Below are 13,559 nucleotides of genomic sequence, written 5' to 3' on the forward strand. Positions count from 1 at the left end.
CCGCTACACCGAGGCCTCGCTGGTCAAGGAGCTGGAGGACCGGGAGATCGGGCGCCCCTCCACCTACGCCTCGATCATCGGCACCATCCTCGACCGCGGCTACGTGTTCAAGAAGGGCTCGGCGCTGGTGCCGTCCTTCCTGGCCTTCGCCGTGGTGCAGCTGCTGGAGAAGCACTTCGGCAACCTGGTCGACTACGACTTCACCGCCCGCATGGAGGACATGCTCGACGGCATCGCGCGCGGCGACGCCGAGCGGGTGCCCTGGCTGCGCCGGTTCTACTACGGCGACGGCGAGGAGGCCGGCCTCAAGGAGCTGGTCGGCGACCACCTGGCCGAGATCGACCCGCGCGAGATCAGCTCCTTCCCGGTGCCGGGCACCGACATCGTGATGCGCGTGGGCCGGTACGGGCCCTACATGGAGCGCGACGGCCGCCGGGTCAACGTGCCCGAGGACCTGGCCCCCGACGAGCTGACGCCTCAGAAGGCCGAGGAGCTGTTCGCCGCCCCCAGCGACGACCGGGAGCTGGGCACCGACCCGGAGACCGGGCGCACCGTGGTCGTGAAGAACGGGCGTTTCGGGCCCTACGTCACCGAGGTCGTGCCCGACCCCGACGAGGGCGCGGACAAGGAGAAGGGCGAGAAGGAGAAGAAGGCCAAGGGCCGCTCCAAGCAGGCGGCCAAGCCGCGCACCTCCTCGCTGCTGAAGTCGATGAGCCCGGACACCGTCACCCTGGAGGACGCGCTGCGGCTGCTGTCCCTGCCCCGGGTGGTCGGCGAGCTGGACGGCGAGCAGGTCACCGCGCAGAACGGCCGCTTCGGCCCCTACCTGAAGAAGGGCACCGACAGCCGCTCCCTGGAGGCCGAGGAGCAGATCTTCACGGTCACCCTGAAGGAGGCCGAGGAGCTGTTCGCCAAGCCCAAGCAGCGCGGGCGGCGCGCGGCCGCGGCGCCGCTGCGGGAGCTGGGCACCGACCCCGAGACCGGCAAGCCGATGGTGGTCAAGGACGGCCGGTTCGGGCCCTACGTCACCGACGGGGAGACCAACGCCTCGCTCCGCAAGGGCGACGAGGTGGAGTCGGTCACCGATGAGCGCGCCGCCGAGCTGCTGGCCGAGCGCCGCGCCAAGGCGCCCGCGAAGAAGGCCCCGGCGAAGAAGAAGGCGGCCTCGTCCTCCACGTCGTCCTCGTCCTCTTCGGCCAAGAAGTCCTCGGGGGCCACGACCACCAGGAAGTCCGCCGCCAAGAAGCCGGCCGCCAAGAAGACCGGCGAGCCGAAGGGCGGCACCGGCGGGGACGCGGGTTCCTCCTGAGGTGGCGCCGATCCGTGCGCGGCAGTAGTGTGCCGCGCACGGGTCCGCCCGGTGTGATGAGCCCCTGAGGGGGCCCACGGCGCGGACCGCGCGCGGCAGCGCGCAGCACCGCGCCGCCCTGCGAAGGGAGCCCGGCAGGCCGCGGCGGCGCCCGTGTCCGTCCCCGTCCCCGGCCCCGGCCGCGCGCCCGTCCCCTTCCGGACGCGCCGCTACCCTTCACGACTATGAGCAGATCTGCACCTCTAGGCGCGCCCGGCGAGGCGCGCAGCGTTCTGGCGAACCCGCCCTTCCGACGGCTGTGGATCTCACTGTCGCTGTCCAGCCTGGGCGACTGGCTCAGCCTGCTGGCGCTGATGTCGCTGGCGACGATCCTCACCATGGACGCCTCGCCGGTGGTCCAGTACTTCGCGGTCAGCGGCGTGGTCCTGCTCAAGATCGCCCCGTGGCTGCTGCTCAGCCCGTTCGCGGGCATGGTGGCCGACCGGTTCGACCGCCGCCTGACCATGGTCGCCGCCGACGTGCTGCGCGGCCTGCTGTACGTGTCCATCCCGGTGGTGGGGCGCCTCGACTGGCTGCTGGTGGCCAACTTCCTGGCCGAGTGCGTGGCGATCTTCTGGACGCCCGCCAAGGACGCCTCGGTGCCCAACCTGGTGCCGCGCAAGAAGCTGGAGCAGGCCAACCAGCTCACCCTGCTGACCGCCTACGGCACCGCCCCGGTGGCGGCCGGGCTGTTCGCGGTGCTGGCCTCGTTCAGCACCGTGCTGGGCAAGCTGTTCCCGGCCATGGCCACCCCCGAGGCCGACATCGCGCTGTACATCAACGGCCTCACGTTCTTCATCGCGGCGGCGGTGGTCTGGACGCTCCCGCTGCCCGGCCGCCCCGCGCGGGCCGGGGCGGGCGCCGCGCCCGCCGCCTCGGGGGCCTCCGCCTCCGGCGGCGAGGACGACCGGACCGAGGAGGTCCCGGTCCCGGCGCAGGAGGCCGACCCCAACGAGCTGACCGCGCCCATCGGCGAGGCCGCCACCCTGGAGGTCCCGGCGGTCCCGAGCGAGCAGGAGCGCAAGGCCGCCGAGCGGGCGAAGGCCAAGGAGCGCCGCCGGGCCGAGGCGGCCGAGCGCCGCGCCGAGCGGTCCTCCGCCGACGGCCAGGAGAACCCGCTGCGCACCATCTGGGAGGGCTGGCGCTTCGCCGGGTCCACCCCGCTGGTGCGCGGGCTGATGCTCGGCATGCTCGGGGCGTTCGCCGCCGGGGGCGCCGTGGTCGGCGTCGGCCGCGTCTTCGTGGACCGGCTGGACGCGGGCAACGCCGGGTTCGGCGTGCTGTTCGGCGCCCTGTTCGCGGGCATGGCGCTGGGCATGCTGGCCGGTCCGCGCACGCTGCGCGAGTTCGACCGCCGCCGCCTGTTCGGCCTGGCCCTGGGCACGGCCGGGGTGGCGCTCTTCTTCACCGGCCTGATCCCGAACATGGTGCTGGCCGCGGTGCTCACCGCGGTGGTGGGCGCGGGCGCCGGGCTGGCCTGGGTGATCGGCCTGACCCTGATGGGCCAGGAGGTCCAGGACGAGGTCCGCGGCCGCACCTTCGCGTTCCTGCACGCCTCCGGGCGCCTGGTGCTGCTGGGCGCGGTGGCGGCGGCCCCGCTGCTGGCCGCCGCCGTCGGCGACCACACGCTGTCCGTGCGCGACCTGACCTACGACTTCCTGGGCACCGGCGCCGTGCTGATGCTGGCGGCGGTGCTGGCGGTCGTGGTGGCGGTGGTCTCCTACCGGCAGATGAACGCCGACGCGGGCGACGTGCCGATGATGACCGAGCTGCTGGCGGCGCTGCGCGGGGTGCCGGTGCGCACCGCCGCGGGCGACGGCGAGGACACCGCCCTGCCGGGCACCTTCGTGGTGCTGGAGGGCGGCGAGGGCGCCGGCAAGTCCACCCAGGTCCAGCAGCTCTCGGTGTGGCTGCGCGAGGAGGGCTTCGAGGTCGTCACCACCCGTGAGCCGGGCGCCACCAAGCTGGGCATGCGCCTGCGCGCGCTGCTGCTGGACAAGGAGCAGACCGGCATGTCGCCGCGGGCCGAGGCGCTGCTGTACGCCTCGGACCGGGCCGACCACGTGCACCAGGTGATCCTGCCCGCGCTGCGCCGGGGCGCCATCGTCATCAGCGACCGCTACGTGGATTCCACCCTGGCCTACCAGGGGGCCGGGCGGGAGCTGCCGGCCGAGGAGATCGCCCGGGTGAACGACTGGGCCACCGGCGGGCTGGTGCCGCGGCTGACGGTGTTGCTCGACCTGCCCGCCGAGGACGGGCTGTCCCGGCTGGGCGGCGGCACCGACCGCATCGAGGCCGAGTCCGGGGACTTCCACGACCGGGTCCGGCGCGGCTTCCGCGAACTGGCCGACCGGGCGCCCGAGCGCTACCTGGTGGTCGACGCGCGCGAGTCTCAGGAGGGGGTCACCCGGGAGATCCAGCGCCGCCTGCGGCCGCTGCTGCCCGACCCGGTCCCCTCCGACTCCGAGGCGATCACCGGGATGATGCCGGTCGTCGGCGACCGGGACGGCGAGGAGTAGCCGGGGCGGCGCCCGTTCTCCGGGACGGGCGCCGCCCGTCGGCGCCCGCCCCTATCCTTGGGGGCGATGAGCGTCTTCGACGACCTGGTGGGCCAGGACGAGGCGGTGGCCGCGCTGCGCGCGGCCGCCGGCGCCCCCGCGGGCGGGGGCGGCACCTCGATGACCCACTCCTGGCTGTTCACCGGCCCACCCGGCTCCGGGCGGAGCGAGGCCGCGCGCGCGTTCGCCGCCGCCCTGCAGTGCCCCGACGGCGGGTGCGGCCACTGCCCCTCCTGCCACCAGGTCCTCACCGGCACCCACGCCGACGTCCTCTACGTGCGCCCCAGCGGCCTCAGCTTCGGCGTGGAGCGCACCCGCGAGCTGGTGCTGCGGGCCGCGGCGCGCCCCGCCTCCGGCCCGTTCCGCGTGGTGCTGTTCGAGGACGCCGACCGGGCCACCGAGGCCGCCTCGAACGCGCTGCTCAAGGCGGTGGAGGAGCCCTCACCGCGCACCGTGTGGCTGTTGTGCACGCCCACCGCCGAGGACATGCTCGTCACCATCCGCTCCCGGTGCCGCCTGGTGCGGCTGCGCACCCCGACCACCGCGGCGGTGGTGCGCGCCCTGGTCGAGCGGGACGGAATGGAGGAGTCCGCGGCGGCCGAGGCGGCGCGGGCCGCGGCCGGGCGCCTGGACCGGGCGCGGCTGCTGGCCTCCGACGCTGAGGCGCGCGAGCGCCGCGCCGAGGTGCTCTCCCTGCCCGCCCGGCTGGACGGGACGGGCGCCTGCGTGTCGGCGGCCGCGCGCCTGTACGAGCTGGCCGAGGCCGAGGCCAAGGCGGCGTCGGCGGCGCTGGACGAGACCGAGCGCGCGGAGGTCAAGGCCGCGTTCGGCGAGGGCGGCACCGGCAAGGGCGTGGCCAAGGCGGTGCGGGGCGCCGCGGGGGCGCTCAAGGACCTGGAGGAGCGCCAGAAGCGCCGCGCCACCAGGATCAAGCGGGACACCTACGACACGGCGCTGACCGAGCTGGTGCTGTTCTACCGGGACGTGCTGGCACTGCAGATGGGCGCCCCGGTGGAGCTGCCGACCGGGTCGGCCCGCGGCGACCTGGAGCGGGTGGCCCGCGGGTCCGCCCCCGAGTCGACGCTGCGCCGCATCGACGCGGTCATGGAGTGCCGCCGCCGCATCGACGCCAACGTGCACCCCCAGATCGCCCTGGAGGCCATGACGGCGGCCCTGTACGAGGGGTGAGGGCCGGGACTGTGGCAGGCTCGGTGCCGTCCCCTCCCCGACGCGAAGGACGGCCCCCGTTGAAGAGGCTCCTCCCGGCGGCCGCCGCGGCCGCGGCCCTCGTCGTCACCGCCGCCGGATGCAGCGGGGGGACCGGCGGCGGCCCGGACCCGGCCGCCTCGGCCCCCGACGCGGCGCTGGAGCCGTTCTACGCCCAGGCCATCGACTGGGGGCCCTGCCCGGACGGCGGCGCCGAGTTCGAGTGCGGCGTGTTCGAGGTCCCCATGGACTACGCCGACCCCGGCGGGCGCGCCCTGGAGATCGCCGTCAAGCGGCTTCCGGCGGAGGGGGAGTCGGAGGGGTCGCTGCTGGTGAACCCCGGCGGGCCGGGGGGATCGGCCTACGACTACGCGGGGGCCGCCACCAGCGCCGTCAGCGAGGACGTGCGCGAGCGCCTCGACGTGGTCGGGTTCGACCCGCGCGGGGTGGCCCGCAGCGAGCCCATCTCCTGCCTGCCGCCCGAGCGCATGGACGACTACCTGGGGGCCGACCTGGTGAGCGAGGACGGCGACGGCGACCCGCTGGAGGTGGGCGACGCCGGGGTGGAGGAGCTGGAGGAGTCCGTCAAGGGCTTCGTCGAGGGGTGCCGGGAGCGCGCCGGGGACCTCATGATGCACATGGGCACCGAGAACGTGGCGCGCGACATGGACGTGCTGCGGGCGGTCCTGGGCGACGAGCGGCTCACCTACCTCGGAAAGTCCTACGGCACCCTGATCGGGGCCTATTACGCCGACCTGTTCCCGGAGCGCGTGGGCGCCATGGTGCTCGACGGCGCCCTCGACCCGGAGCTGGACGCCCTGGAGACCACCGTGCAGCAGGCCGGGGGCTTCGAGACGGCGCTGCGCGCGTTCGTCGAGGACTGCCAGGGGCGGGAGGACTGCCCGCTCGGCGGCGAGGAGGACGGCGTGGACGCCGGGGTGGACCGGGTCGCCGACCTGCTGCAGGAGGCCGGGCGCGAGCCGCTGGACACCTCCGCGGACGACGGCCGGGAGGTGGGCCGCGCCCGGGTGGAGATGGGCATCATGGGCGCGCTCTACAGCGAGGGCTACTGGGGCGAGGTGCGCGGCGCCCTCACCGACGCCATCGAGGACGGCGACGGCACCGCGCTGCTGCGCCTGGGCGACCGCCTCTACGACCGGGACGATCCGCGGGCCTTCACCAACTCGGTGTCCTCGCTGGTGGCGGTGAACTGCTCGGACGCCCCGGCGCCGCGCGACCCCGAGGCCTACCGCCGGGCCGCGGAGGAGGCGGCCGAGGCGTCCCCGCTGTTCGGCCCCTCCTCGGCGTGGGCGGCGTTCACCTGCGCCTACTGGCCGGAGGAGGCGGTCGCCGACCCGTGGGAGGCCGACGCCCCGGGCGCCGACCCGGTCCTGGTGGTGGGGACCACGCGGGACTCGGCCACACCGTACGCGTGGGCCGAGGAGCTGGCGGACGGCCTCGACTCGGGGGTGCTGCTGACCTACGAGGGCGACGGCCACACCGCCTACCGCTCGGGGGCCCCGTGCGTGGACGCGGCGGTCGACGGCTACCTGCTGGAGCACGAGGTGCCCGAAGACGGCCTGACCTGCGGCGCCTGACGGAGCGGGGCGCCCGGCCCGGGGCGGGCCGCCACGCGGGGACACAGCAGGTGCCGAGAGGCGTTAGACTGGGTCCGGCTTCGCGGAGAGCGCGGCCGCATGCCGCCTTAGCTCAGTCGGCAGAGCGATTCACTCGTAATGAATAGGTCGTCGGTTCGATTCCGACAGGCGGCTCAGCGAGAACGCCGCCCCCGAAGGGGGCGGCGTTCTTTCGTCGATCTCGGGGAGAACGACCCTGCGCGCGTGGTTTCAGGGGCGAACCTCCCGAGATCGACGACGAGCGGGGCATGGGGCTCGTGTGGGTAGAGAGCATCTATGAGCCTGCTGCTGATGGTGCTGGCACTCCTGGGGGCGCTCGCCGTTCTCGGGGGCGGGGGGATGGTGCTGGACCGGTTGCTGCGCGAGGTGGAGGGGCGCCGTGGGCCGCCACAGGCCGCCGACGGGGAACCGGCCGGGCCCGGCAGTGTCGGACCGGGAGAGGGCGGCTACTCGGTGCTGGAGGAGAGCACCGGGGACGGCACGCGCGCCTCGCCCGGTGTCCCGGCGCCCACCCTGGCCCGCGTGCGCGAACTGCTCGCGCTGGGCCGGGGCGTGGAGGCCGTGCGGGTGATGCGCGACGAGACCGGCATGGACCAGGACAGCGCCCGGGACGCCGTTGAGGACGTCTGGCGGGGGCGCCTCGGCTGAAACCCGCCGGTCCGCCCGGGAGTCAGCCCTTGCGGCGGCGGCCCTTGTAGCCCAGGACGCCCATCCGCACCCGGCGGTTGGGCGCCAGCGGCGCGGCGAACAGCAGCAGGAGCATCAGGACCAGCATCAGGACGGCCGGGGACACCGACGAGGACAGGTCCTGTTCGACGGCGGCGCTGTCGGTCGCCGGGCCGTCGTCGCCGCCCTCGCCCGGGGCCACCGAGGGCAGCTCGGCCAGGCCGCCGTCGTCGTCGGGGTCCAGCGACGGCAGGTCCGGCGCGCCGGTGGGCAGCGACGGCCGGTCGCGCGGCGTGTCCGGGCCGTCCGGGGCCGAGGGGCGCCCGGGGGAGGAGCCGCCGGAGTCCGACGGTCCGCCCCCGCCGCCGGCGCGGTCGCCGCCGCCCGTGTCGCGCTCGTCGTCCTCCCCGGAGCCCTTGTCCTTCCCGGAGTCCTTGTCCCCGCTCTTGCCGCCGTCCGAGCCCGTGCCGCCTTCATCGCCGCCGGTGCCCCCGGTGTCGCCGGTGTCGCCGGAGTCCTGGTCCCCGCCGCCTTCCGTGGAGGTCGCTTCCGGCCCCTCGGTGTCGTCGCCGGTCGGCGTCGGCGTCGGGGAGGGGGTCCCGGTGGGCGGGGGCGTCGGCGTGGGCGACGGGCTCTCGGGCGGGTCGGTCGGGCTCGGCGAGGGGTCAGGGGTCTCCGTCGGCGAGGGGTCGGGCGTCTCCGTGGGCGAGGGCGTCGGGGTCGGCGTGGGGCTGGGCGACGGGTCGGCCTCCGCCATGCGCACCTGGGCGGGCTCGGAGCGGGCGACCGCGCGCTCGTCCTCGGGGACCTCTCCGCAGGCCTGGTCCTCGGCCACCGCCGCGTACAGGACCGTGGCGGTGACCTCGGTGTCCTCCTCGGGAGCGCCCGTCACCACCGTCCGCATCGGCGCCGTCCGGGCGTCCGGCTCGCCCACGGTGAAGCCGCCGTCGGCCGAGGGGGCGTACACGCACACCTTCGAGGCCCCGGGCACGGTGGGCGTCACCGTCAGGGTCAGCTCGACGGACCCGCCCGCGTCCACGACGGTCTCCCCGGGCGCGAGCTCCACGGCCAGCGGCGCCGACGCCGCGGCGGGCGGTGCGATCGCGACCAGGGTGGACCCGATGAACGCGGTGGTCAGCGGGATGCCGGCGGCGGCGCGCATGGGGTCGCCTCCTCGGGGAGCTGCTGCGGTCTGCGCAAGCATCCTAGGCCCTCGCGGAGGCGGGCACGAGGCCCAGGAGCCCGGATGCGGCCCCGCGGACCTGCGCGGGGCCGCAACCGGGGCGGCCGGGTCAGCGGTCGGCCGGAGCGGGCTCCGGCGCGGCCGCCCCGGCGTCCGCGGCGGCCTCGCCGGCCCCGGACGCCTTGGCCGTGTCCGGGACGAACCGGTAGCCCACGTTGCGCACGGTGCCGATGAGCGACTCGTGCTCGGCGCCGAGCTTGGCGCGCAGCCGCCGCACGTGCACGTCGATGGTGCGGGTGCCGCCGAAGTAGTCGTACCCCCAGACCTCCTGCAGCAGCTGGGCCCGGGTGAACACCCGGCCCGGGTGCTGGGCCAGGAACTTCAGCAGCTCGAACTCCTTGAAGGTCAGGTCCAGGATGCGCCCGCGCAGCCGGGCGATGTAGGTGGCCTCGTCGATGACGAGGTCGCCGCGGCGGATCTCGTCGGGGTCGTCGGTCCCGGCGTCGGCCTGTCCCACGGCGAGCCGCAGCCGCGCCTCCACCTCGGCCGGGCCGGCCGAGGTCAGCAGGAAGTCGTTCACCTGCCAGTCCGGGGTGAGCGCGGCGGCGCCGCCCTCGGTGAGCACCGCGATGAGCGGGCAGTCCAGTCCCGTGGTGTCCAGCAGGCGGCAGAAGTTGCGGGCGGAGGCCAGGTCGCTGCGGGCGTCCACGAGGACGGCGTCCACGGCGCCCCCGGTACGCTCGGCGCCCGCGGCCAGAAGCGCCCCGGGCTCCGCCGGGGCCACGCGCACCGAGTGGAGGAGGAGTCCGAGGGCGGGCAGCACGTGGTCCGACGGTTCGTTGGAGTTCGTCAGTAGCAGCAGGTGGCTCATGCGTCTCTTCCCGTCGCCCCGCCGTGAAGCGGTAGATCGAAGGCGCCGTTGCCCCCGGTGGAGAATTCGATTCGTTCATGCCTCCGAGAAGCTCAAGGATAATCAATCCATGGTGAGCGGAACCATCAGGTACTGGGCCGCGGCGAAAGAGGCCGCGGGAACGGCCGAGGAGACCTACGAGGCCACGACCCTGGCCGAGGCGCTGGAGGCCGCGCGCGCCGGGCGTCCGGGCGACGACCGGCTGGCGCGGGTGCTGGAGCGCTCGTCCTTCCTCGTGGACGAGCGGCCGGTGGGCGCGCGCCCGCACGCCGAGGTCTTCCTCACACAGGGCGGTGTGGTGGAGGTCCTTCCGCCGTTCGCGGGCGGGTGATCTGATTTCGGGTAGGCCCGTAACGGGGATTCGAAGCCGACCGGAGTGAGGGAGGGCGCGGTGGCGGCGTCCGGCACCGCGCGGCCCGGGGGGGCCGCGCGCATCAGCATGCTCGGCAGGTCCGGGTGCCACCTGTGCGAGGAGGCGCTGGAGGTGATCCGGCGCGTCGCCGGGGAGCTGGGGGTGGCCTACGAGGTCCGCGACCTCGACGAGAGCCCGCCCGCCGAGCGGGAGGAGTACTGGGAGCGGATCCCGGTCACCTTCGTCGACGGCGCCCCGCACGACTTCTGGCGGGTGAGCGAGAAGCGCCTGCGGGCCGCGCTCGGCGCCCCCTAGCAGGGGTCCGGCCGCAATGGGCCCCTACTTTGTGCGTACTTTCACAAGGGCGTAATCTGAAGGTCGAGAATCCGCCGCCGCGGGGGTCTCGACGGCGCGTCGCAGCCCCGTCCGCGAGACCATCCGGGACATGACGGTACGGACCCACGACCCGACGACCGCCGTTCAGGAGCGCACGCCCGTGACCCCCCGTTCACCCCGCCCCCGGGACAGGGGCATCCCCGAGGCGACGGTCGCCCGGCTCCCGGTCTACCTGCGCGCCCTGCAGGGGATGGCCGAGCGGGGGACCCTGACCATCTCCTCGGAGGACCTGGCGTCGATCGCGGGGGTGAACTCGGCCAAGCTCCGCAAGGACCTGTCGCACCTGGGCTCCTACGGCACCCGCGGCGTCGGCTATGACGTCGACTACCTCGTGTACCAGATCTCCCGTGAGCTTGGTCTCACCCAGGACTGGACCGTGGCCATAGCCGGGGTCGGCAACCTGGGCCGCGCGCTGGCCAACTACGGGGGGTTCGGCACCCGGGGGTTCCGCATCGCCGCGCTGTTCGACGCCGACCTGCGCGTCGTGGGCGATGAGGTCGCCGGGCTGGTGGTGCGGCATATTGACACACTGGAGGACGTTGTCGGTTCCGAGGACGTCGCCATCGGCGTGATCGCCACTCCCGCCGTATCGGCGCAGGGCGTGTGCGACCGTTTCGTCGAGGCAGGGGTCACCAGCGTGCTGAACTTCGCGCCGGTCGTCCTCAATGTGCCCCCGGCCGTCGATGTGCGTAAGGTCGATCTGTCCATCGAACTGCAGATCCTGGCCTTCCACGAGCAGCGGAAGGCCGACGGGCAGGCGCCCCCCGAGGCGGGGTGGATCGACGCGACGGAGAAGACGTGACCGCGACCGCCACCGCGATCGCCGCATTGGAGTGCAGATGAGTGTCCTCGCCGTTGGGCTGAGCCACCGGAGCTCGCCCGTGGCGCTGTTGGAGCGTGCCGCGCTGAGCGGCGAAGAGCGCCTCAAACTCATGTCGGAGATGGCGGCGTCCCCCGCGGTGGACGAAGTCCTGATGGTCTCCACCTGCAACCGCACCGAGGTCTACGCCGAGGTGGACCGCTTCCACCCGGCGCTGAACACCATCACCTCCCTGCTGTCCGAGCGCACCGGCGTGTCCATGGGCGAGCTCACCGAGCACGCCTACGTGCACTACGAGGAGCGCGCCGTCCAGCACCTGTTCTCCGTCGCCTGCGGCCTGGACTCGATGGTCGTCGGCGAGGGGCAGATCCTCGGGCAGGTGCGCAACGCCCTCAAGGACGCCCAGCACGGCGGCACCCTCGGCCGCGTCCTCAACGACCTGGGCCAGCGCGCCCTCCGGGTGGGCAAGCGCGCGCACACCGAGACCCACCTCGACCACGCCGGCGCCGACATGGTGACCCTGGGGCTGGAGGTCGCCCTGGAGCGGCTGCGCCCCGGGACGGCGGGCGCGGTGGCGGCCGCCCCCGCCTCCTGCCCGGCCGGGGCCGGGGGGCCGCAGGCCGATGAGGCCGACGCCGCCCTCCCCGAGCCGCAGGCGCTGACCGGTGTGCGCGTGCTGGTGCTGGGCGCCGGGTCGATGAGCGCCCTGGCCGCCAACACCGTCGCCCGCCAGGGCGCCACCTCGGTGGCGGTGGCCAACCGCACCGCCGAGCGCGCCGAGCGCCTCGCCGAGTGCCTCACCGAGGCCTACGAGCCGATGGCGGGCCGCGCCGTGCCCTTCGACGAGGCCGCCTCCGCCGTCGCCGACGCCGACCTGGTGATCTCCTGCACGGGCGCCCAGGGCCTGGTGCTCACCGCCGAGGACGTGCGCGCCGCCCTGGAATCGGCCCCGCGCCGCACCCGCCCGACCGTCTTCCTCGACCTGGCGCTGCCCCGGGACGTCGACGAGGCCGTCCGCGGCCTGCCCGGCGCCGAGCTGGTGGACATCGAGGACCTGCGCCGCGCCGCCGCCGAGGGCGTGCCCGGGGCCGAGGGCGGCTCCGGGGCCGTGCCGGTGGTCCGCCGGATCGTCGAGGAGGAGGCCGCCGAGTACGAGGCGGTCCGCCGCGCCGACCTGGTGGCCCCCACCGTCGTCGCGCTGCGGGCCAAGGCCAACGAGGTCCTCGAGGGCGAGCTGGCGCGCCTGGAGGGCCGCCTGCCCGACCTGGGCGACCGGGAGCGCGAGGAGATCACCCGCGCCATGCGCCGGGTCGTCGACAAGCTGATGCACCAGCCGACGGTGCGGGTCAAGGAACTGGCCGCCCGTCCCGGCGGGGACGCCTACGGGGACGCGCTGCGCGAGCTGTTCGGGCTCGACCCGGACGCCCCCGACGCCGTCCGCCGCCCCGAGCCCGTCGCAGGGGAGGACGCGTGAGCACCGAGGACGCCCGGCGGCCGGGGGCCGCCCGGCTCGGCACCCGCCGCAGCACCATGGCCACCACCCAGTCGCGGCTGGTCGCCGACGCGGTCACCGAGCGCACCGGGGTGCCGGTGGACCTGGAGCTGATCACCAGCTTCGGCGACACCACCCGCGCCCACCTGACCCAGCTCGGCGGCACCGGCGTGTTCGTCAGCGCCCTGCGCGACGCCCTGCTGGACGGCGGCGTCGACTTCGCCGTGCACTCGCTGAAGGACCTGCCCACCGCCCCCGCCGAGGGGCTGGTGCTGGCCGCGGTCACCGAGCGGGACGACCCGCGCGACGCCCTGTGCGCCCGCGACGGCCTCACCCTCGACGCGCTCCCGGCCGGGGCCCGCGTGGGCACCGGGTCGCCGCGCCGCGTCGCCCAGCTCGCCGCGCACCGCCCCGACCTGGCCTACGTGCCCATCCGCGGCAACGCCGAGACCCGCCTGGGCAAGGCGGCCTCCGGCGAGGTCGACGCGGTGGTGCTCGCCTACGCCGGGCTGGTGCGGGTCGGCCGCCTGGACGCGGTCACCGACGTCCTGGATGCCGACCGGGTCCTGCCCGCCCCCGGGCAGGGCGCCCTGGCGGTGGAGTGCCGGGCCGACCGGGCCGGGGCCGACCTGTCCTACCTGTCCTCGGTCGACCACACCGCCACCCGGCTGGCCGTCACCGCCGAGCGGACCGTGCTGGCCGAGCTGGAGGCGGGCTGCCACGCCCCGGTGGGCGCCTTCGCCCGGTTCGAGCACGGGCGGCTGCGCCTGACGGCCGCGGTGGCCTCCACGGACGGCGCACAGCAGGTGCGCGCCGAGCGCACCGCCGAGCTGGAGGTGGCCCCGGCCTCCCAGAAGGCCGCCGCCGACCTGGGGCGGGAGCTGGCCCGCTCGATGATCGCCGACGGGGCCGACCGGATCGTGGCCGACCCGGGGGAGATCGGGGGCGCCGCCGGACCGGGCGCCGGAGCATGAGACCACGAGGAGCGTGC

Annotated in this window: 12 protein-coding genes and 1 tRNA gene; 11 read left to right on the top strand and 2 right to left on the bottom strand. The window is 75.2% G+C overall.

Features of this window, described 5'->3' with window-relative positions; genetic code table 11:
- The 6 genes from O4U47_RS20940 to O4U47_RS20965 all read left to right on the top strand — a co-directional run.
- On the top strand, window positions 1–1,309 hold a 1,309-nt coding region (locus O4U47_RS20940), incomplete at its 5' end, for a topoisomerase C-terminal repeat-containing protein (RefSeq protein ID WP_270679619.1).
- A gap of 224 nt (window positions 1,310–1,533) precedes the next feature.
- Window positions 1,534–3,867 carry a dTMP kinase gene (gene tmk, locus O4U47_RS20945; protein ID WP_270679620.1) on the top strand — a complete coding sequence of 778 codons (2,334 nt, stop codon included), beginning with the start codon at window positions 1,534–1,536 and terminating at the stop codon, window positions 3,865–3,867.
- Between the two features lie 66 nt (window positions 3,868–3,933).
- Window positions 3,934–5,094 (top strand): DNA polymerase III subunit delta', encoded by a 1,161-nt coding sequence (locus O4U47_RS20950; protein ID WP_270679621.1) that lies wholly within the window; start codon window positions 3,934–3,936, stop codon window positions 5,092–5,094.
- A 59-nt stretch (window positions 5,095–5,153) separates the two neighbouring features.
- Entirely contained in the window at window positions 5,154–6,710 is a 1,557-nt protein-coding gene (locus O4U47_RS20955) for an alpha/beta hydrolase (RefSeq protein ID WP_270679622.1), read from the top strand.
- A gap of 101 nt (window positions 6,711–6,811) precedes the next feature.
- Window positions 6,812–6,884 (top strand) — tRNA-Thr (locus O4U47_RS20960).
- Window positions 6,885–7,025: 141 nt separating this feature from the next.
- A complete protein-coding gene (locus tag O4U47_RS20965) occupies window positions 7,026–7,397 on the top strand; it encodes a hypothetical protein (protein WP_270679623.1) in 372 nt (123 codons plus the stop codon).
- A 22-nt stretch (window positions 7,398–7,419) separates the two neighbouring features.
- Here O4U47_RS20965 and O4U47_RS20970 read toward each other — a convergent pair whose 3' ends face one another.
- Complete coding sequence (locus tag O4U47_RS20970; RefSeq protein WP_270679624.1) at window positions 7,420–8,577, bottom strand: hypothetical protein; 1,158 nt, start codon at window positions 8,575–8,577, stop codon at window positions 7,420–7,422.
- 130 nt (window positions 8,578–8,707) lie between these two features.
- Complete coding sequence (locus O4U47_RS20975; RefSeq protein WP_270679625.1) at window positions 8,708–9,469, bottom strand: winged helix-turn-helix transcriptional regulator; 762 nt, start codon at window positions 9,467–9,469, stop codon at window positions 8,708–8,710.
- A gap of 109 nt (window positions 9,470–9,578) precedes the next feature.
- Here O4U47_RS20975 and O4U47_RS20980 point away from each other — a divergent pair, with 109 nt between their 5' ends.
- The 5 genes from O4U47_RS20980 (at window position 9,579) to hemC (ending at window position 13,542) form a co-directional block, all read left to right on the top strand.
- The gene (locus O4U47_RS20980; RefSeq protein WP_270679626.1) at window positions 9,579–9,839 is read left to right on the top strand and encodes a MoaD/ThiS family protein; all 261 of its coding nucleotides are present in this window, start codon (window positions 9,579–9,581) and stop codon (window positions 9,837–9,839) included.
- A gap of 108 nt (window positions 9,840–9,947) precedes the next feature.
- Complete coding sequence (locus O4U47_RS20985; protein WP_270679671.1) at window positions 9,948–10,175, top strand: glutaredoxin family protein; 228 nt, start codon at window positions 9,948–9,950, stop codon at window positions 10,173–10,175.
- A 181-nt stretch (window positions 10,176–10,356) separates the two neighbouring features.
- Window positions 10,357–11,058 (top strand): redox-sensing transcriptional repressor Rex, encoded by a 702-nt coding sequence (locus O4U47_RS20990; protein ID WP_270679672.1) that lies wholly within the window; start codon window positions 10,357–10,359, stop codon window positions 11,056–11,058.
- A gap of 37 nt (window positions 11,059–11,095) precedes the next feature.
- Entirely contained in the window at window positions 11,096–12,550 is a 1,455-nt protein-coding gene (locus O4U47_RS20995) for a glutamyl-tRNA reductase (protein ID WP_270679627.1), read from the top strand.
- Window positions 12,547–13,542 carry a hydroxymethylbilane synthase gene (hemC, locus tag O4U47_RS21000; protein WP_270679628.1) on the top strand — a complete coding sequence of 332 codons (996 nt, stop codon included), beginning with the start codon at window positions 12,547–12,549 and terminating at the stop codon, window positions 13,540–13,542. The genes O4U47_RS20995 and hemC overlap by 4 nt, the downstream gene beginning before the upstream one ends.
- Window positions 13,543–13,559: the final 17 nt, after the last annotated feature.

This window comes from Nocardiopsis suaedae (genome assembly GCF_027706745.1).
GTDB lineage: Bacteria > Actinomycetota > Actinomycetes > Streptosporangiales > Streptosporangiaceae > Nocardiopsis_A > Nocardiopsis_A suaedae.